Raw genomic sequence first — 19,809 nt, forward strand, 5'->3', positions numbered from 1 at the left:
CGCCGCGCCCGCCCCCGACGCCCCCGGCGATCATCTGCTCGACCAAGTAGAAGACGTAGGCAGGACCGGAGCCGGAGACGGCGGTGAGCGCGTCCTGCTGGGCCTCCGGGACCGTCACGACCCGTCCGGCCGAGCCCAGCAGGTCGCCGACGAGCCGGAGGTGTTCGGGACCGCAGGCGCTGCCGCCCGACAAGCCGAACATGCCCTGGCCGACGAGCGCGGGTGTGTTCGGCATGGCTCGCACGACGGCGACGCCCTCGGGCAGGGCCGCCTCGAAGGTGGCGGTGGTGACCCCGGCGGCGATGGAGACCACGACCGCCTGCGGCGAGACGACGTCGCCGACCTCGGCGAGCACGGCGGGCACGTCCTGCGGCTTGACCGCGACGATCACGACATCGGCGCCCTCGACCGCGCTCCGGGCGTCGGTGACCACCGATCCGGGATGCGCCTCGCGCAGTTCGGCGGCCCGCTCCGGGCGACGCTCGGCCACCCGCGTGGCCGCCGGATCCTGCCCGGCTTTGACCACCGCCGAGAGGATCGTCTCGCCCATCACTCCGGCCCCGAGGAACGCGATCATCGTCATAGCCCCACCCTAGTCCCCCATGAGGCGGTGAGTTGTCCACCTTTGCCCATCTGACGGTGTCTCATCCACCTTATGAGCGCTCATAACGTGGATGAGACACCGATGCGAACTGAAAGGTGGATAACTCACCGCCCTGAGGGAGTGGAGGACCATAATGCGAGGAGTGCGCCTCGATCCCTTCATCGCCCTGCTGCTCGCCGCCGCGACGGCGGGCACCGTGCTGCCGGTCACCGGGGAGGCCGCCGAGGTCGCGCACGTCGGGCAGATCGTGGCCATCGGGCTGCTGTTCTTCCTCTACGGCGCGCGGCTGTCGACCGCCGAGACGCTGAGCGGCCTGGCCCGCTGGCGGCTGCACACGGCGGTGCTCGGGACCACCTACCTCGTCTTCCCAGCCCTCGGGCTGCTGATCGGCCTGGTCGCGCCGGACGTCGTCGGCGCCGGGCTGGCCACCGGCGTGCTGCTGCTGTGCCTCGTGCCGTCGACCGTGCAGTCGTCGGTGGCGTACACCTCGATCGCGGGCGGGAACGTCGCCGGGGCCGTCGTCAGCGCGTCGGTGTCGAACCTGCTGGGCGTGTTCGCGACGCCGCTGCTGATCGGCCTGCTGATGAGCGCCGACGCGGGCGCCCAGGTGGACGCCTCCTCCGTGCTGCGGATCATGGCGCACCTGCTCGCGCCGTTCGTCGCCGGACAGCTGCTGCGCCGGTGGATCGGCGACTGGGTGGCGCGTCACGACCGACGGCTGAAGCTCATCGACCGGGGCGGCATCCTGCTCGTGGTCTACCTGGCGTTCAGCCGGGGGCGCGAGGCCGACGTGTGGTCGCAGATCGACGCGGCCGACGCGGCGCTGCTCGTCGTCCTGTGTCTGACGCTGCTGGCCGTCGCACTGGCCTGGACGACGCTGCTGGGGCGCCTGTGCCGGTTCGAGCGAGGCGACCAGATCGCGCTGACCTTCTGCGGATCGCACAAGTCGCTGGCGAGCGGACTGCCGATGGCGGCGGTGATCTTCGCGCCCGACACCGTCGCCCTCGTCGTGCTCCCGCTCATGCTCTACCACCAGTTCCAGCTCATCGCCTGCGCCTACCTGGCCGACCGGTGGTCACAGGAGAACAAGAATGATGGTTCGCGGTAGCCGCTACTGCCTAAAAACATCATTCCGAGTCCCCGGCGGCAGGAAGATGGAGCGCGAACGCTGCTCCGACTCCCTCATCGACGACCAACTCGCACCCCTCCCCGACGGCACCTTCACGCTGTAGGCGCCGTCGGGGTCCGGCTCAGTCGGCTTGCTGGGTGTAGCGGTAGAGGAACGCGGCGATCTGCTCGCGCAACACCGCCTGCGAACCCCGGAACGTCCCATCGGCATAGCCCGTCGTGATCCCCGTCGAGGCGAGCCACTCGATCTCGTCGTCGAAAACGTGACCGACCGGGACATCGGTGAACGTCGCCGCCCCCGAGCGCTGATAGTCCTGCTCGTCGTAGCGGTAGAGGAAAGCAGCGATCTGCTCGCGCAACACCGCCTGCGACCCCCGGAACGTCCCATCGCTGTATCCGGTCGTAATGCCCGACTCCGAGAGCCAGACGATCTCTTTGTAGAACGTATGGGTCTCCGGAACATCCGTGAACGGCGAATCCTCAGGCAGCGTGACGTCCGGCTCTCCGGCCAACCGGTACAGGAACGCGGCGATCTGCTCGCGCAACACCGGCCGACTCGGACGGAACGTGCCATCGGCATAGCCCGTCGTGATTCCGCTCTCGGCCAGCCAGATGATCTCATCGGAGAACACGTTGCCAGCGATGTCGGAGAACGTCACCGAACCGGTGTTCGAGTCGTCATCATCGTCATCGCTATCGGTATCAGTGGTGCCGTCGCAGACCGGCACGGACGTGGTGGTGCTGCCACCGCTCGAACTCGTTCCGCCGCCTTGACCGGCCGTGGCGGCCTGACCCGCAGACACCGTCGCCAGCAGTTTGGTTCCCGCCGTACCGCTCTCCGCCAAACCGCCCACGGTGGTGCAGGTCGCCGTGCCACCGGAGTACAGCTTGTACTGCGACCCGTTCGTGATGTCCGATGCGGAATACACGACCCCGGCGAACGCCTTCTCCGACACATACGTGGCCAGGAGTTCTCCGCTTGAACTCACGATCGACAGGACCGTGCCGGCCTTCTGAGTACTCGACAAACTCGCGGTGATCCATCCCTGGGACGAAGCCGATGACGGCGCTTGCAACATGCCGTTGCTGCCGACGGCGAGCAGAACTCCGCCGTCGACGCTCAACGTGCCGTCTGCGTCGACAGGGCTGTTGTCCTGACCTGTTGGTCCGGCCACTACCGTCGTCCCGCCGCTGAAGGTCAGAGCCCCGTTGGAGTCGATGCCGTCACCCTGGGCGCTCACATCCAATGTGCCGCCGCTGATCGTGATCGCGATCTCGGCGTCGGTCACGTCGCTGGAGGCGTTGACTCCGTCATCGGTCGCCACGAGCGAGACGGTGCCGCCGGACACCTGCACGATCCGACCCTCCAGGCCTTCCTCCGAGCCGGTCACCGTCACGGTGCCCGCGCCGATCAGCGCCTGCTCGTCGGCGTGCACGCCGTCGCCACCCGCAGCGATGGTCATCGTCCCTCCGGTCACCACGACGTCGCCCGTCGCGTTGAGCCCGTCCTGCGCGGTGTCGATGTCGAGGCTGCCACCGCCAACCGCGACGATCACCTCGGCGTTGACGCCGTGCGGGGAGTCTTCACCCACGGTCGCACCGGCGCCGCCGCCGGCGACAACCTTGATCGTCCCGCCCTCGATGACCGCATCGGTCTGCGCAGCAATGCCGTCATCGCCTGAGGTGACGTCAATCGTTCCGCCGAGGATCTCGACGTAGCCACGCTTGGGCTTCTCGTCGTTGGTCGCCTTGAGTCCGTCAGCGACCGACGTGACGGTGATAGTTCCGTCGCGCACCACGACGTAGTCATTGCCGCGGATCGCATCGTCAGCGGCCTCGACGACGAGAGTTCCCGATCGAATCGACAGGCCGTCAGCGCTGGCGATGCCGTCGTTATTGCGGCCGACAACCTTCAGCGTCCCCTGTCCCGCCAGGGTCAGATCGGCTTTGGAGTACAGCGCAGCCCCGGGAGCATCGTCACTGGTGTCTGTGTAGGTCTCCCCATCGGTCAGGGTGTTGGTCGTCCCGGATTCGGCGATGACGACGAGCCGCTCAGCCTCGGTCGCATTGACGGCGGCCGTGGTAGCGCTGGTGATCGTGGCACCGTCGAGAACCAGCCGAACCAGCCCCTCAGAAGCCGTGACCACCACCTGGCCGCTCAACGAGCCGGACAGCCGGTAGGTGCCAGCCGAGCCGATCGTCACGGTGCCTGACGACACCGTGACGGCATCGGCATTCGAACCGCTGGCCGTGGCCGTGGCGCCAGACAACGTCACGGCGGTCTCAGCGCTGGTGTCCCACTCCTCGTCGGTTGAATCGTCATGAGCCGACTGGTTGGCCGCCATGACCTCCGTCGTGGTCGTCAAGGTCGCCTCCTCCGCAGCGGCTGACGACACCGGCAGCACGCCGAAGGCGACGGTGGTAGCTGCTGCCGTTAATAACAGTGACAGGACACGTGATCGATGAACGTCCAGCATGAGAGCTTCCCTCCGGATACGCGGACCAGACCTTTGGGTACCGCATTTCTCCGGAGCGTACGCACGAAACTTATGCACAGCCTGTGCGAGCGCCGTCAAAGCCTCTTGATCCCGACGCTCCGAGTCACACAGACCGTAGGCCCCTTAACCGGAGAGCAGCCGGAGCCGTCACTCCGCGCTGCCGGCCTCCACCGCGAGCGGCTCGCCGGTCAGCTCCAAGTCGGCCTTGGCCGCGCCGGTGAAGGTGAACGCGGCGCTCGGACCCTCGCCCTCGACGTCGACCAGGACGATCTGACCCGGACGCAGCTCGCCGAAGAGCATCTTCTCGGCCATCGTGTCCTCGATCTCGCGCTGGACCGTGCGCCGCAGCGGACGCGCGCCGAGCACCGGGTCGAAGCCGCGCTTGGCGAGCAGGTCCTTGGCCGCGGGCGTGAGCTCGATGCCCATGTCCTTGTCGGCCAGACGCTTCTCCAGCGACGCGATCATCATGTCGACCATCGCGATGATCTGCTCCTGCGTCAGCGGCGGGAACACGACGACCTCGTCGACGCGGTTGAGGAACTCCGGGCGGAAGTGCTGCTTGAGCTCCTCGGACACCTTCGCCTTCATCTTCTCGTACGAGCCCGCCACGTCGCCGGCCTGGCTGAAGCCCAGGTTGACGCCCTTGGCGATGTCGCGCGTGCCGAGGTTCGTGGTCATGATGATGACGGTGTTCTTGAAGTCGATCATGCGACCCTGGCTGTCGGTCAGACGGCCTTCCTCCAAGATCTGCAACAGCGAGTTGAAGATGTCCGGGTGGGCCTTCTCGACCTCGTCGAACAGCACCACGCTGAACGGCTTGCGGCGCACCTTCTCGGTGAGCTGGCCGCCCTCCTCGTAACCGACGTAGCCCGGAGGCGCGCCGAACAGCCGCGCGACCGTGTGCTTCTCGGAGTACTCGCTCATGTCGAGCTGGATGAGCGCGTCCTCGTCGCCGAACAGGAACTCCGCGAGCGTCTTGGACAGCCACGTCTTGCCGACGCCCGACGGTCCGGCGAAGATGAACGAGCCGCCCGGACGACGGGGGTCCTTCAGGCCCGCGCGGGTGCGGCGGATCGCCCGCGACAGCGCCTTGATGGCCTCGTCCTGGCCGATGACGCGCTTGTGCAGCTCCTCCTCCATGTTGAGCAGCCGGTTCGACTCCTCCTCGGTGAGCTTGACGATCGGGATGCCCGTCGCCAGCGCCAGCACCTCGGCCACCAGCTCCTCGTCGACGACGGCCACGGCGTCCATGTCGCCAGCCTTCCACTGACGCTCGCGCTCGTTGCGCGCCGAGATCAGCTTCTTCTCCTCGTCGCGCAGCGCGGCGGCGGCCTCGAAGTCCTGCGCGTCGATGGCCCCCTCCTTGCGGCGGCGCACGTCGGAGATCTGGTCGTCGAAGTCCTTCAAGTCCGGCGGAGCGGTCATCCGGCGGATGCGCAAGCGCGAGCCCGCCTCGTCGATGAGGTCGATGGCCTTGTCCGGCAGGAAACGGTCGGTGACGTAGCGGTCGGCCAGCGTCGCCGCGGCGACCAGCGCCTCGTCGGTGATCGTGACGCGGTGGTGCGCCTCGTAGCGGTCGCGCAGGCCCTTGAGCATCTCGATGGTGTGCGCGATCGACGGCTCGGGCACCTGGACCGGCTGGAAGCGGCGCTCCAGCGCGGCGTCCTTCTCGAAGTGCTTGCGGAACTCGTCGAGCGTGGTGGCGCCGATGGTCTGCAGCTCGCCGCGGGCCAGCATCGGCTTGAGGATGCTGGCGGCGTCGATGGCGCCCTCGGCCGCGCCCGCGCCGACGAGCGTGTGGATCTCGTCGATGAACAAGATGATGTCGCCGCGCGTGCGGATCTCCTTGAGCACCTTCTTCAGGCGCTCCTCGAAGTCGCCGCGGTAGCGCGAGCCGGCGACCAGCGCGCCGAGGTCGAGGGTGTAGATGTGCTTGTTCTTGAGCGTCTCGGGGACGTCGCCGCGCACGATGTCCTGGGCGAGGCCCTCGACGACGGTGGTCTTGCCGACGCCGGGCTCGCCGATGAGCACCGGGTTGTTCTTGGTGCGGCGGCTGAGCACCTGCATGACGCGCTCGATCTGGTTCTCGCGGCCGATGACCGGGTCGAGCTTGCCCTCACGGGCGGCCTGGGTGAGGTTGCGGCCGAACTGGTCGAGCACGGTCGAGCCCTGCGGGGCCTGCTCGCCCGACGGCGCGCCCGCGGTCTCCGGCTCCTTGCCCTGGAAGCCCTGGACGAGCTGCAGCACCTGCTGGCGGACCCGGTTGAGGTCGGCGCCGAGCTTGACGAGCACCTGCGCGGCGACTCCCTCGCCCTCGCGGATCAGGCCGAGCAGAATGTGCTCGGTGCCGATGTAGCTGTGGCCGAGCTGCAGCGCCTCGCGCAGGCTCAACTCGAGGACCTTCTTGGCGCGCGGGGTGAAGGGGATGTGGCCGCTGGGCGCCTGCTGGCCCTGGCCGATGACCTCCTCGACCTGGGTGCGCACGGCGTCCATCGAGATGTCGAGGCTCTCGAGCGCCTTCGCGGCGACTCCCTCGCCCTCGCGGATCAGGCCGAGCAGAATGTGCTCGGTGCCGATGTAGTTGTGGCTGAGCAGTCGCGCTTCTTCCTGCGCGAGTACGACCACGCGGCGAGCCCGATCGGTGAATCTCTCGAACATGGCGTCCCTCCCGGTGATGGGCTGTGCCCCGTCAGTCTAGTGACACGGCACGGCGGCGCGGACCGGCGTCCGCACATCGGGCCCAACTCCCGAGAGCCCCCCGGTGTTCCACCCGTTCGCTCTCGGCGTACACGCTCGTCTCCCCGACGCGTCACCCCTGGTCAGCGCGGCGCGCCGACCAGTCGGGTGAAGCCGCTGCGATGGAAGACCAGCGGCGCCGAGGTCTCGTCGAGGTCGTGGCCCGCGCTGTGCAGCTCCAGCAGCACCAGGATGTGGTCGCCGGCGTCGACCTCCTTGTAGACCGCGCAGTCGAAGAAGGCGACGCCCTCGTCGAGGATCACCGCGCCCTCCTCGGTCGTGGTGATCGAGATGCCGTCGAAACGGTGCTCGACCGGGCCGGACAGCTGCCGCCCGACCTCGGCGTGATGCTCGGCGAGCACCGTCAGCCCGAGACGCCGCGCCCGACGCAGGTCCGGCCAGGTCTTGGAGGTGCTGGCGAGGTTGATCGCGACCAGCGGCGGGTCGAGACTCACCGAGGTGAACGACGAAGCCGCCAGCCCGGTGACCACGCCGTCGACCTCGGCCGCCACGGCCACCACGCCGCTGGGAAAGGAGCCGAAGACCTGACGGAGTCGGATCGGGTCCAGGTCCTGGTTCGTGCTGAGCGTCATGCTCCACCTCGTGAGAGTCGTTCGTCGGGCGCTGTCAGGGCCGCGCGGGCACGCGCGCGGGCACAGGCGGCATCGCCCAGGCTCGATCATTCATCGGGATCAGCCGCCCGCGTCCTGTGTATCACCACGTGACACGACCTCACGGCGCCCGTCGGCGTGAGGTAGCGACCTGAGGACGCCTGAACGTCGAGTGCCACCGTCCGCCGACCAGAGGACGATGGCACCCGACAGGCCCGGGGACGGGTCACTCGGCGTCGAGGTCGGCCTCCACGAGAGCGGCGATGGCCGCGACGGCGGCCTCGTCCTCGGACTCGACGACGACCGTCGCGCCGTTGCCCGCGCCGAGGGTCATGATGAGCAGGGCCGAGCCGGCGTCGACCGGCTCGCCGCCCTCGACGGAGAGGGTGACGGGCGCGGACTGCTCCGCGGCGGCCGCGGCGATGGCGGCGGCGGGACGGGCGTGCAGGCCGACGGCGGAACCGACGGTCACGGTCTTACTGGGCATGTCTCTCCTTAGGGATGGGTGGGGATCAGGCTACGACGGGCGTCTTGGCCTGGCCGAGCTGCTTGAGGGCGGTGACGGCCAGCGCGCTGACCACCATGCCGACGATGATGGCCACGAAGAACCACAACACCTGGTCGACGGCGAAGAACACGAACACGCCGCCGTGGGGCGCGCCGAGCGTGACGCCGCCAGCCATCGCGATGGCGCCCGCAGTCGCCGAGCCGAGCATCATCGACGGCAGCACGCGCAGCGGGTCGGCCGCGGCGAACGGGATCGCGCCCTCGGAGATGAAGGCGGCGCCGAGCAGCCAGGCGGCCTTGCCGTTCTCCCGCTCGCCCTCGGTGTAGAGCGCCGGGCGCAGCAGCGTCGACAGCGCCATCGCCAGCGGCGGCACCATGCCCGCGATCATCACCGCCGCCATGATCTGCATCTGCGGGGAGTCCGGGTCGCTGAGGTCGGCGCCGGCCAGGCCCGCCGTCGCGAACAGATAGGCCGCCTTGTTGACCGGACCGCCGAGGTCGACGGCCATCATCAGGCCGAGGATCGCGCCGAGCAGCACCGCCGAACCGTCCGACATCCCGGTCAGCCAGTCCTCCAGGCCGTTCATCGCGGCGGCGATCGGCTTGCGGAGGACGACCATCATGATGAAACCGGCCACGAGCGTCGTGACGAGCGGGATGATGACGACCGGCATGAGTCCGGCGAGCCAGCGCGGCGGCGATAGCCGGGCGAACCACATGGCGATGGCGCCGGCGAGCAGACCACCGACGATGCCGCCGAGGAAGCCGGTGCCGGCCTCTGCGGCCAGGTAGCCCATGACGAAGCCGGGCGCGATGCCCGGGCGGTCGGCCATCGCGTAGGCGATGTAGCCAGCGAGCGCCGGAATGAGGAAGGCCATCGCGTAGCTGCCGATGACGAGGCAGACCGCGCCGATGTACGTCAGCCAGCCCGACGAGATGGCCGCGTGCTCGGCGGCCGGCGGCGGGTCGAAGAGGGTGAAGTCGCTGAGGATCTTCGCGCCGTCGGTGTCGTAGCCGGCGAAGAGGAAGCCGAGCGCGGTGAGCAGGCCGCCCGCCGCGACGAACGGGATCATGTAGCTGACGCCGGTGAGCAGCCACTGGCGCAGCCGCAGTCCGAAGCTGGCTCCCTCGGCCTCGTCGGCGCCGCCCGGGCTCGCGCCCGTGGCGGTGACGCGACGCGCGTTCGGGTCGGCGGCGGCCGCGCGGGCCTCCTCCAACATGGCGGCGGGCTCGTTGATGGCCCGCTTGACGCCGCTGACGACGACGGGCTTGCCCGCGAAACGGGCCTCGTCGCGCACGCCGACGTCGGTGGCGAAGATGACCGCGTCGGCGGCCGCGATGGCGTCGGGCGTCAGCGGGGTGCTGCCCGAGGAGCCCTGCGGCTCGACCTGGAAGTCGACGCCGGCGGCCTCGGCGGCCTGCGAGAGCGCGTCGGCGGCCATGTAGGTGTGGGCGATGCCGGTGGGGCAGGCGGTCACCGCGACGACGCGCAGCGCGGCCTCCTCCTCGGCGGGCTTCGCCGACGCGGCGGGCTCGTCCTTCTTCTCGGCCGGGGCGAGCACGCCGTCGACCAGCGCCACGATCTCGTCGGCGTCGGACGCCTCACGCAGCGACGCGGTGAAGTCGGGCCGCACGAGCGCCCGCGCCAACGACGACAGCAGCGTCAGGTGCTCGCTGCCGGCCCCCTCCGGCGCGGCGATCATGAAGACGAGGTCGGCGGGGCCGTCGGGCGCGCCGAAGTCGGCCTTCGGCTCCAGCCGCGCGAAGGCGAGCGTCGGCTCGGTGACCGAGGCGGACCGACAGTGCGGGATCGCGATGCCGCCGGGCAGGCCGGTCGCGGACTTCTCCTCGCGGGCGAGCGCGTCGGCGGCCAGGCCGTCGGCGTCGGTGGCCCGGTCCGCGGCGGCCACACGGGCGGCGAGCTGGGCGATGACCTCGCGCGCCTCGGCGCCGAGATCGGCGTCGAGGCTGACCAGGTCAGCGGTGAGCAGTGATGACATGGCGGTCCTTCTCAGAAGTGGGTGGACAGATCGGTGAGCAGGCGGGCCGACACCGCGTCGAGCCGGGCGACGTCGGGCGGGGACGGCGGGGTGGTGCCGGGCAGCGCGGCGGCAGCGCTGCCGTGGAGCACCGCGCTGACGAGCGCTGCGGGGGCGTCGGCTCCCCGCGCGGCGGCGAGCAGGAATCCGGCGAGCGAGGAGTCGCCGGCGCCGACGGTGCTCAGCGGACGCACGCGCGGCGACGGCGCGAACCAACTGCCGTCGACGGTGGCGAGCACCGCGCCCGCCGCGCCGAGGGTGAGCAGCACGCTCCCGACGCCCCGGTCGCCGCGCAGCTTCTGGGCCAGTTCCCCGGCGAGACGCGGGTCGGCCTCGACCGCCTCGGCGTCGCCGCCGACGAGGTCGACCAGCTCCTCCGCATTCGGCTTGACGAGGTCGGGCGCGGCCTCGGGGTCGGCCAGCGTCTCCTCGAAGGGCTCGGCGGAGGTGTCGACCGCGACCTTGGCCCCGAGCGCGCGCAGCTGCCCGACCATGTCGCGGTACCACGACGGCGGGACGCCCGGCGGCAGCGAGCCGCACAGCGCGACCCATTCGGCCCGCCGCGACGCGTCCAGGACCGCCGCCGTGAACGCGTCCAGCTCCTCGTCGGCGAGCGACGGGCCGGGGCCGTTGAGCTTGGTGGTGGTGCCGTCGCCCTCGGCCAGCGTCAGATTGACCCGCGCCCGGCCCACCATCGGCGAGACGACGTGGTCGAGCCCGGTCGCGGCGACCGCGCTGAGGAAGATGTCGTGCGGATTGCACGGAAACACCGCGACCACGGGTTGCGAGGCGGCCGCGAGCGCGCGGGCCACATTGACCCCCTTGCCGCCGGGCTGGTCGACGGGCGCGTGGGTGCGCGCCACCGTGCCGCGTTCCAGCGGCGTGTTGAGGGTGATGAGCCGGTCGATCGCGGGGTTGGCGGTGACGGTGACGATCATGCGAGCAGTACCTCCACGCCTGCGGAGCGCAGGCGGTTGACGTCGTCGGGGGCGGCTCCGGCGTCGGTCACGAGCACGTCGACCTCCGCCAGCCGGGCGAAGGTGACCACGTGGTCGGCGTCGAGTTTGGTGGAGTCGGCGAGCACGACCGTGCGCCGCGCCGCGCCGACGACGGCGCGCTTGACGGCCGCCTCGGCGAAGTCGGGGGTGGTCAGTCCGCGTTCGGGCGAGAGTCCGTTCGTGCCGACGAAGGCGACGTCGACGCCGACCTCCCGGTAGCCCTCGACCGTGCTCGCGCCGACGGCCGCGCCGGTCGCGCCGCGCACGTGGCCTCCGACGACGTGCAGGTCGAGCGAGCCGACGCGGGCGAGCTGGGCGGCGGTGAGCACGCCGTGGGTGACGGCGAGCAGGCTCAGGTCGGTCGGCAGCGCGTCGACGAAGGCCCCCGTGGTGGTGCCCGCGTCGACCGCGATGCTGCCGCCGGAGCCGGGCAGCTGGGCGAGCGCGGCCTGCGCGATGGCCTGTTTCTGCTCGGCCTGGCGGACCTCCCGCTCGGCGAGGTCGAGCTCGACCGTCTCGACGGCCGTCCGCGCGACCGCCCCGCCGTGGACCCGTCGCGCGGCGCCGTGGCGCTCCAGCGCGGCGAGGTCGCGGCGGATGGTCTCGCCGGAGACGCCGAGGTCGGCGGCGGCCTCGGCCACGCTGACCCGCCCGTCGGCGGTGAGCCGTCGGGCCAGCTCGGCGCGACGTTCGGCGGCGTACACGGCGGCTCCCTCTGAGTGAGTGGCGAGTCACACAAGCATGTGGATTCGTGTGGAAATCTGTTGCTTTATGTTGTTCTACGCGTTAATGTGGTCGAAAGTCAAGGGGTTTGCGCGAAGATCCTCGTCAACGTGCCGAATGGATCACATGCGCCGAGCCCCTGCTCCGCCATCGCAGGACAGGAGAGCCGATGTCGCTCACTGGAACCCCCGTCGTCCCCGGCATCGGCGCCGGGCCCGTCGTCCGTCCGGGCGAGCGCGTGCAGACGCCGAGCGACGAGCCGGTCGGCGACAAGGACGCCACCGTCGCTGCCTTCGCGGCGGCGGCCCAGGCGGTCGCCGAGCGACTGACCGCGCGCGCCGCCCACGCCTCGGGCGCGGCCGCCGAGGTCCTGCAGGCCACGGCGGGCATGGCCGCCGACAAGGGCCTGGCGACCTTCGTCGGCAAGCACGCCGCCACCGCCGGACCCGCGACGGCGACGACGAAGGCGGTCGAGGAGCTGGCCGCGATGTTCACCGCCGCCGGCGGTCTGATGGCCGAGCGGGTCACCGACCTGCACGACGTGCGCGACCGGGTGGTCGCCGAGCTGTTAGGCGTGCCGGAGCCGGGCGTCCCGGAGCCGGACGAGCCGTCGGTGCTGTTCGCCGACGACCTCGCCCCGGCCGACACGGCGGGGCTCGACCCCGCGCGGATCACGGGCATCGCGATCCGGCTCGGCGGCACGACGAGCCACACCGCGATCATCGCCCGTCAACTCGGCATCCCCTGTGTCGTCGGCGTGGCGTCGTTGCCTCTGGAGGGTGGGGCGACGGCGCTGGTCGACGGCGGCACAGGGGAGGTCGTGCTCGACCCCGACCCCGCCGACGTCGCCGCCCGGCAGGCCGCCGACGAGGCGCGCCGCTCGGCCGGGGCGTCGTGGACCGGGCCGGGCCGCACCGCCGACGGCCACGCCGTCCAGGTGCTCGCGAACGTGCAGGACGGACCCGGCGCGGTCGTCGCGGCGGCCGAGCCGGTGGAGGGCTTCGGTCTCTACCGCACCGAGTTGAGCTTCCTCGACCGTTCCGCCGAGCCGACGGTCGACGAGCAGGCGGCGATCTACGGCGAGGTGTTCGCTGCGGCGGGCGCGGGCGCGAAGGTCGTGGTGCGCACGCTCGACGCGGGCTCGGACAAGCCGTTGAAGTTCGCCGACATGGGCGACGAGCCGAATCCGGCGCTGGGCGTGCGGGGGCTGCGCATCGCCGACAGCCGCCCGGAGCTGCTCGACCATCAGCTCGACGCCATCGCCCAGGCCGCGGGGCGGAGCGAGGCCGACGTGTGGGTGATGGCGCCGATGGTCGCGGTGCCGTCGGAGGCCGCCGCGCTGGCCGAGAAGCTGCACTCGCGCGGGCTGACGGCGGGCGTCATGATCGAGACGCCGTCGGCGGCGCTGCTGGCCGACCGCGTGTTGGAGCACGTCGACTTCGTGTCGATCGGCACCAACGACCTCAGTCAGTACACCTTCGCGGCCGACCGCATGGCGTCGTCGCTGAGCCATCTGACCGACCCGTGGCAGCCTGCGCTGCTGGTGCTGATCGAGCGGGTCGCGCAGGCCGGTCAGGCGGCGGGCAAGCCGGTGGGCGTGTGCGGCGAGGCGGCGGCCGACCCTCTGTTGGCCTGCGTGCTCGCCGGGTTGGGCGTCACCTCGCTGTCCTGCGCGGCCACGGCGGTGCGCAGTGTGGGCGCGCAGTTGTCGTCGGTGACGCTGGCGCAGTGCCAGGAGGCCGCCCGCGGAGCCCTCGCGGCGGCCGATCCGCAGGCCGCCCGCGAGGCCGCCCGCGCCGCACTCAGCTGAGGACTACTCCGCGCGGGTGATCGGGAAGAGAATCGCCTCCCGGATGCCGATGCCCTGCAGCAGCATGACGAGGCGGTCGACGCCGAGCCCCATGCCTCCGGCGGGGGGCATGCCGAACTCCAGCGCGCGCAGGAAGTCCTCGTCGACGTCCATCGCCTCGGGGTCGCCCGCGGCCGCCAGCCGGGCCTGCTCCTCCAGCCGCTCGCGTTGGATGACGGGGTCGTTGAGCTCGGTGTAGGCGGGGGCCAGCTCGACGCCGTTGATGATGAGGTCCCACGCCTCGACCAGGCCCGGCGTGCTGCGGTGCTTCTTGGCGAGCGGGCGGACCGACTCGGGGTAGTCGCGCACGAAGGTCGGCTGGATGAGGGTGTGCTCGACCAACTTCTCATACAACTCCAGCACGATCTCGCCCGCGTCCCAGTGCGGTTGCAGGGCGACGCCGTGGGTTTCGGCGAGGGCGCGCAGCGTGGCCGCGTCCGTCTCGACGTCGACCGGCTGACCGACGGCCTCGGTGACGAGCTCGTATATGGTCGCGTGACGCCACTCGCCCTCGAGGTCGATCTGCGAGCCGTCGCGGCCCGGCACGACGGTCTTGCCGACGGCGCGCGCGGCGTTCACGACGAGGTCGCGGGTGAGCGCGGCCATCGTGTCGTAGTCGCCGTAGGCCTCGTACGCCTCGAGCATCATGAACTCGGGGTTGTGGGTGTTGTCGACGCCCTCGTTGCGGAAGGTCTTGCCGATCTCGTAGACGCGGTCGATGCCGCCGACGAGCGAGCGCTTGAGGTGGAGTTCGAGCGCGATCCGCAGCAGGGCGGGCTCGTCGAAGGCGTTGACGTGGGTGGCGAAGGGGCGGGCCGCCGCGCCGCCGTTGGTGTGCTGCAGGACGGGCGTCTCGACCTCGATGTAGTCGCGTCGGTCGAGGGTCGCGCGCAAGGACTGGAGCACTTTGGCCTTGACGCGGACGTTCTCGCGCGCCTCCGGCCGGACGATGAGGTCGACGTAGCGCAGCCGGGTGCGGGCCTCGTCGGACAGCGGCTTGTGCTCGTTGGGCAGCGGCCGGAGGGTCTTGGCGGCGAGGGCCCAAGAAGTCGCCTGAACGCTCAGCTCGCCGCGACGGCTGGTGATGACCTCGCCGGTGACGGAGAGGTGGTCGCCGATGTCGACGAGTCGCTTGTAATCGGCGAGGGACTCCTCCCCTACCTCGGCGAGCGAGAGCATGGCCTGCAGTTCGGCGCCGTCGCCCTCGCGCAGCCGCGCGAAGCAGAGCTTGCCGGTGTTGCGCATGAAGATGACGCGACCCGCGACCGAGACGGTCTCGCCGCTGTGGTGGTCGGCCCCCAGCGCCTCGGCGTCGTAGGCCTCCACGATCTGCTTGAGCGTGTGGGTGCGCGGCACGCTGATCGGATACGGGGCGACCCCGCCCTCCAACAGCTCGGCCCGCTTCTCACGGCGGATCCGCAACTGCTCGGGCAGGTCGTCGTCGGGCTCAGACACGGGTACGTCGGTCACGGGGCGAGTCTAGTTGTGGGGTCCGGGTCAGGATCGGGCGTCCAGGGTCGGGTGGGGCGAGCCCAGCAGGTTGCGGTCGGCGGTGACCAATGTCAACCCGTCAGCCACGACCTGAGCCATGAGCATCGCGTCAAACGGACCTCCATGCGGAAGTCTGAGATCGGGGAGAAGGCGCACATGACGCTGCGCCACCGGCAACTCTTCCATGCCCGCGTTCAGGGCGCCCACAACGATCTCTTGCGGCTCGTACGCCAAGCGTCCCTTCAGGTGCTTGATCGTCAGTTCCCAGGTCGTGATGGGCGAGAAGAACACCGTGGCCGTGCTTTGGATCAGTTCTCGGGAACGCTACGACAAACGCTCAGGCTCATAAAGAAACCACAGCAACACATGCGAGTCAACCAGCAGGCTCATCGGCATCCATACTCGCGAAGAACTCTTCCCAGACCTCCGGGTCCGGTCCGATCAGATCCTCCGACCCCAGATCGACGGCGGGGTCCCGCCGATGCGCCAACACCCCGAGGCGAATCCGCCGACGTTTGGGGGCGGGGCTCAGCACCATGTCGGCCTCGCCGTGTTCTCCGATGTAGACCGTCTCCCCCGCACGGACACGCTTCGCCACCGCGTCCCAGCGCGTCCCCACCTCGCTCGTCGGCATCACATCAGTCATGTCCCGACGGTAGATCGCCCACCCGCACCGGTCAAGGAAAGAGCAGTATCGACGACAGTCCCACACCACCCGCCAGACACGACCTCGCCCCGCAACCCGACCAGGGCAGCGCCCGGTAGCGTCAGGCGGGTGGTCCGACAAGAGAAGGCGAAGCCGACGACCGCGATCGTCGTCGTCGGGTTGATCGCCGTGACGGTCGGCATCGCCGGGGCCGTGCTCGACACGCGCGACGCCCAGACCGACGCGACCCGCACCGCCAATCCGACGTCGCCGACCTTCAGCGTCACTCCGATGCCGCTGCCGACCACCGAGACGCCGAAGCCGGTCCCCGTCCGAGGCGAGGACGGCGTCTATCGGATCGACGGCCACCTCGTCGTCAACAAGACCTACCCGCTCCCGGCCGACTACGCCCCCGGCGGCCTCACTCCCGAGACGCAGGCCGCCTTCGACGCCATGCGCGCCGACGCCGCCCAGGCGGGCGTCTCGCTGCGCATCGTCTCCGGCTACCGCAGCTTCGGCGACCAGCAGACCACCTACGACGGAAACGTCGGCAGCAAAGGCCCCGAGCTCGCCGACCGGCTCTCCGCCCGCCCCGGGCACTCCGAGCACCAGGCCGGCCTCGCCATCGACGTCAACTCCCTCTATCCCAGCTTCGGCTCCACCCCCGAAGGCCGCTGGGTCGCCGACAACGCGCACCGCTTCGGCTTCGTCGTCCGTTACCCCGACGGCAAAGAGCAGGTCACCGGCTTCACCTACGAGCCGTGGCACCTGCGCTACTTCGGCGTGGAGCTCGCGACCGTCCTCCACGAAGGCGGCCTGACGTTCGAGGAGTACTACGGTCTCACCTCGGTCTATCCCGAATAGCCCCGGCTGCATTGCGCTCGTGCACCAGCCGCAGACCGGTCAGCGTCAGATGCGGGTCGCGATGGGTGATCGAGCCGCAATGGTCCACCACCACGTCCGAATACGAACCCGTGACGATCACCGCGACGTCCTCGACATGCGTGTCCAGCGCCTCGATCATGCGCTCCACGACCCCGTCGACCAAGCCCGCGAACCCGTAGACCGCGCCGGACTGCACCGCCTCGACCGTGTTCTTGCCGATCACGTGCCGGGGAGCCGCCAACTCGACGCTGCGCAGCTGCGCCCCCCGCCGCGCCAGCGCCTCCAGCGACAGCTCGATCGCCGGGGCGATGGCGCCGCCGACGTACCGGTTCGACTCGTCGACCACGTCGAAGATCGTCGCGGTGCCGTTCATGTCGACGACGATGGCCGGCCCCCCGTACAGCTCGGCGGCGGCCAGCGCGTTGACGATCCGGTCGGCCCCGACCTCGCGCGGGTTGTCGGTGTGGATCGGGATGCCCGTCTTGACCCCCGGCCCCACGACCGACACCGGCAGATCGGCGTAGTACCGCTCCAGCATCGAACGCAGCTCCGCCTGGATCGACGGGACCGTGCAGCACATCGCCACGGCCTCGACCTCGGCCAGCCCCGCCGCGCGCACGAAGCCGTGCGCCAGCAGGTGCCACTCGTCGGCGGTCCGACGGGGCTCGGACGACACCGTCCAGTGCCGCACGAGCCTCGCCCCGTCGAACGCTCCGATGACCGACCGGCTGTTGCCGACGTCGAGGGCGAGCAGCGTCACGCCCGGCTCACGGCGAGCGGGTTCGCCGTGATGTCCCCCCGCAGCAGTCCGGTGCCCGGCAGCGCCTCGGCCGGGTCGGACCCGGTGCCGATGATGTGGTTCTCGGCGTCGACGAACACGACGTTCGGCTCGAAGGCGCGCGCCTCGGCGTCGTCCATCTGCCCGTAGGCGATGAGGATGACGAGGTCGCCCGGCTGCACGATGCGGGCGGCCGCGCCGTTGATGCCGATGACGCCGGAGCCGCGCTCGCCCTCGATCACGTAGGTGACGAGGCGGGCCCCGTTGTCGATGTCGACGATGTGGACCTGCTCGCCCGGCAGAAGGTTCGCCGCGTCCATCAGGTCGGCGTCGACGGTCACCGACCCCACGTAGTGCAAGTCGGCCTGCGTGACGGTGGCGCGATGGATCTTGGAGGTCATCATGGTGCGCAACATGGTCAGTTTCCTTCCGGGACGGCGCCGAGGGTCACGGCGCAGTTGTCGAGCAGCCGGGGCTGGCCGACACGGGCGGCGAGGAGCAGACGTCCCTCGCCGGACTGGGGGGCCTCGCCGAGATCGGGCGAGGTGACGGCGACGTAGTCGGGGCTGATCCCCGCTCGCGCCAGGCAGTCGGCGGCCGCCTCACGGACGACCTGCGCGCCCTGCGGACCGGCGGCGACCCCGGCGGCGAGCGCCTGCGAGATCGTCACGGCCAGCTGGCGCTCCTCGTCGTTCAGGTAGCGGTTGCGCGAGCTCATCGCGAGCCCGTCGGCCTCCCGCACGGTGGGGCAGCCGACGACCTCGACGCCGAGGCACAGCGCGTCGGCCATCAACCGGATCAGCGTGAGCTGCTGGTAGTCCTTCTCGCCGAACACCGCGACGTCGGGGCGCACCAGGCCGAACAGCTTGGCGACCACGGTCAGCACGCCGCGGAAGTGCGTCGGCCGGGCCGCGCCCTCGAGGATCGTGCCGAGCGGGCCGGGGTCGACGGTCACCTGGTCGCCCGTGCCGTGCGGGTACATCGTGGCGACCTCGGGCGCGAAGACGACGTCGACCTCGGCCTCGGCGCAGCGCTCCAGGTCGGCCTCCCAGGTGCGCGGGTACTGGCCGAAGTCCTCGCCCTCGGCGAACTGCGTCGGGTTGACGAAGATCGACACGACGAGCGTCCGGCCGAGCGGGCGGGCGTGCTCCATCAACCGCACGTGCCCGTCGTGCAGGGCGCCCATCGTCGGGACGAAGGCGACCGTGCCCTCGCACAGCTCACGCAGTTCCTGCGGGGTGCGGGCGACCTGCGGCCGGGCGCTCATGACTGCGTCTCCTTGGTCAGCGCGGCGCGCAGCTCGGCGGCCGCGGCCTCGTCGAGACGCCGGTCGCGGACCGCGCGGCCGACCGTGGCCGACGACAGCGCGGCGTAGGTGTCGGCGATCTCGGGGTCGGCGATGGCCGCGACGTGCTCGCGGACCGTGCCGACGTCGCCGCGCGCCACCGGGCCGGTCAGCGCGGCGTCGCCGTAGGCGAGCGTGTTGGTCAGCGCGGCGCTCAGCAGCGGCTCCAGCACCGCCGAGGGGTCGCTGACGCCGATCGAGCGCAGCAGGTCCATCGCCTGGTTGACGACGGTGACGATGTGGTTGGCGCCGTGGGCGAGGGCCGCGTGGTAGACGACCCGGTCGGCCTCGGCGATCCAGACCGGCGTGCCGCCGACGGCCTGCGCCAGCTCGGCGACCTCGGCCCGGTCGGCGGGCTCGGCGGTCAGGCCCATGACACAGCCCCGGTCGAGGTCGACGTGGCTGCCGGTGAAGGTCATCGCCGGGTGGAAGGCGGCGGTGCGGGCCCCGGCGGCGGCCATCGCGGCCAGCACGGCGCGGCCGTGGCGGCCGCTCGTGTGCAGCACCAACTGGCCCGGACGCACGTGCGGGGCGAGCTCTGCGGCGACCGCCTCCAGCGCGTCGTCGGGGACGGCGAGCAGCAGCACGTCGCAGGCGGCGACGACCTCGGCGGGCTCGGCGACCGGCACGCCCGGCAGCAGGGTTCCGGCGCGCAGCTGGGAGGCCCCCGAACGGGCGCTGACGCCGACGACCGGGTGGCCGGCGGCCCGCAGCCGTGCGCCGAGCACGGCGCCGACGCGGCCGGAGCCGACGACGCCCAGGGCAGAGCGAATTCGCTTCATCTGAGTGCCTTTCCGTTCCAGTCCCCGAGGGGTACCAGACGTTTCTGACGGCGTCAGTCTACTCCTGAACAGCCCGCCCGCATCGTGATCCGCGTCACGCCCCACCCTCCCGCCAGGGCGGTGAGTTGTCCACCTTTCCCACCCGAGCGGTGGCTCATCCACCCTATGAGCGCTCATAGGGTGGATGAG

General features: G+C 70.8%; 18 protein-coding genes. 3 read left to right on the plus strand and 15 right to left on the minus strand.

Features of this window, described 5'->3' with window-relative positions; genetic code table 11:
• The coding region (locus QM621_RS08260) for a pyrroline-5-carboxylate reductase family protein (RefSeq protein WP_414989901.1) at positions 1-583 on the minus strand (583 nt) is incomplete at its 3' end.
• A 154-nt stretch (positions 584-737) separates the two neighbouring features.
• On the opposite strand from QM621_RS08260, the gene QM621_RS08265 reads away from it, so the two are divergent.
• Entirely contained in the window at positions 738-1,712 is a 975-nt protein-coding gene (locus QM621_RS08265; RefSeq protein WP_414989902.1) for a bile acid:sodium symporter family protein, read from the plus strand.
• Between the two features lie 142 nt (positions 1,713-1,854).
• Here QM621_RS08265 and QM621_RS08270 read toward each other — a convergent pair whose 3' ends face one another.
• The 7 genes from QM621_RS08270 to QM621_RS08300 form a co-directional block, all read right to left on the minus strand.
• Positions 1,855-4,209: a carbohydrate-binding domain-containing protein gene (locus QM621_RS08270; protein ID WP_414989903.1), complete on the minus strand. Its 2,355-nt coding sequence runs from the start codon at positions 4,207-4,209 to the stop codon at positions 1,855-1,857.
• 168 nt (positions 4,210-4,377) lie between these two features.
• On the minus strand, positions 4,378-6,888 hold the full coding sequence (locus QM621_RS08275; RefSeq protein ID WP_414989904.1) for an ATP-dependent Clp protease ATP-binding subunit: 2,511 nt from the start codon (positions 6,886-6,888) through the stop codon (positions 4,378-4,380).
• Between the two features lie 161 nt (positions 6,889-7,049).
• On the minus strand, positions 7,050-7,559 hold the full coding sequence (locus QM621_RS08280) for a flavin reductase family protein (protein WP_414989905.1): 510 nt from the start codon (positions 7,557-7,559) through the stop codon (positions 7,050-7,052).
• A 244-nt stretch (positions 7,560-7,803) separates the two neighbouring features.
• Positions 7,804-8,064, minus strand: coding sequence for an HPr family phosphocarrier protein (locus tag QM621_RS08285; protein ID WP_414989906.1), 261 nt, complete (start codon positions 8,062-8,064; stop codon positions 7,804-7,806).
• A 25-nt stretch (positions 8,065-8,089) separates the two neighbouring features.
• The gene (locus tag QM621_RS08290) at positions 8,090-10,084 is read right to left on the minus strand and encodes a fructose-specific PTS transporter subunit EIIC (RefSeq protein ID WP_414989907.1); all 1,995 of its coding nucleotides are present in this window, start codon (positions 10,082-10,084) and stop codon (positions 8,090-8,092) included.
• Between the two features lie 11 nt (positions 10,085-10,095).
• Positions 10,096-11,061 (minus strand): 1-phosphofructokinase family hexose kinase, encoded by a 966-nt coding sequence (locus tag QM621_RS08295; RefSeq protein WP_414989908.1) that lies wholly within the window; start codon positions 11,059-11,061, stop codon positions 10,096-10,098.
• The gene (locus QM621_RS08300; RefSeq protein ID WP_414989909.1) at positions 11,058-11,825 is read right to left on the minus strand and encodes a DeoR/GlpR family DNA-binding transcription regulator; all 768 of its coding nucleotides are present in this window, start codon (positions 11,823-11,825) and stop codon (positions 11,058-11,060) included. The genes QM621_RS08295 and QM621_RS08300 overlap by 4 nt, the downstream gene beginning before the upstream one ends.
• Before the next feature lie 188 nt (positions 11,826-12,013).
• On the opposite strand from QM621_RS08300, the gene ptsP reads away from it, so the two are divergent.
• Positions 12,014-13,654: a phosphoenolpyruvate--protein phosphotransferase gene (gene ptsP, locus QM621_RS08305; protein WP_414989910.1), complete on the plus strand. Its 1,641-nt coding sequence runs from the start codon at positions 12,014-12,016 to the stop codon at positions 13,652-13,654.
• Between the two features lie 3 nt (positions 13,655-13,657).
• Here the strand turns inward: ptsP and lysS are convergent, their stop codons facing one another.
• The 3 genes from lysS to QM621_RS08320 all read right to left on the minus strand — a co-directional run bounded on the left by lysS (position 13,658) and on the right by QM621_RS08320 (position 15,830).
• Positions 13,658-15,163 carry a lysine--tRNA ligase gene (gene lysS, locus QM621_RS08310; protein WP_414989911.1) on the minus strand — a complete coding sequence of 502 codons (1,506 nt, stop codon included), beginning with the start codon at positions 15,161-15,163 and terminating at the stop codon, positions 13,658-13,660.
• A 27-nt stretch (positions 15,164-15,190) separates the two neighbouring features.
• A complete protein-coding gene (locus QM621_RS08315) occupies positions 15,191-15,496 on the minus strand; it encodes a type II toxin-antitoxin system VapC family toxin (RefSeq protein WP_414989918.1) in 306 nt (101 codons plus the stop codon).
• A gap of 61 nt (positions 15,497-15,557) precedes the next feature.
• On the minus strand, positions 15,558-15,830 hold the full coding sequence (locus QM621_RS08320) for a hypothetical protein (protein WP_414989912.1): 273 nt from the start codon (positions 15,828-15,830) through the stop codon (positions 15,558-15,560).
• Between the two features lie 129 nt (positions 15,831-15,959).
• Here QM621_RS08320 and QM621_RS08325 point away from each other — a divergent pair, with 129 nt between their 5' ends.
• Entirely contained in the window at positions 15,960-16,694 is a 735-nt protein-coding gene (locus QM621_RS08325) for a D-alanyl-D-alanine carboxypeptidase family protein (protein WP_414989913.1), read from the plus strand.
• Here QM621_RS08325 and QM621_RS08330 read toward each other — a convergent pair.
• The 4 genes from QM621_RS08330 to QM621_RS08345 are packed head-to-tail and all read right to left on the minus strand — an operon-like array spanning position 16,672 to position 19,620.
• Entirely contained in the window at positions 16,672-17,475 is an 804-nt protein-coding gene (locus QM621_RS08330) for a type III pantothenate kinase (protein WP_414989914.1), read from the minus strand. The two genes, QM621_RS08325 and QM621_RS08330, sit on opposite strands and share 23 nt — an antisense overlap.
• Positions 17,472-17,909, minus strand: a complete 438-nt coding sequence (panD, locus tag QM621_RS08335) for an aspartate 1-decarboxylase (RefSeq protein ID WP_414989915.1) — start codon at positions 17,907-17,909, stop codon at positions 17,472-17,474. Before panD ends, QM621_RS08330 begins: the two co-directional genes overlap by 4 nt.
• 2 nt (positions 17,910-17,911) lie before the next feature.
• On the minus strand, positions 17,912-18,760 hold the full coding sequence (gene panC / locus QM621_RS08340; RefSeq protein ID WP_414989916.1) for a pantoate--beta-alanine ligase: 849 nt from the start codon (positions 18,758-18,760) through the stop codon (positions 17,912-17,914).
• Complete coding sequence (locus tag QM621_RS08345; RefSeq protein WP_414989917.1) at positions 18,757-19,620, minus strand: Rossmann-like and DUF2520 domain-containing protein; 864 nt, start codon at positions 19,618-19,620, stop codon at positions 18,757-18,759. The genes panC and QM621_RS08345 overlap by 4 nt, the downstream gene beginning before the upstream one ends.
• Positions 19,621-19,809: the final 189 nt, after the last annotated feature.

It is taken from the genome of Aeromicrobium sp. (assembly GCF_047606445.1).
GTDB lineage: Bacteria > Actinomycetota > Actinomycetes > Propionibacteriales > Nocardioidaceae > Aeromicrobium.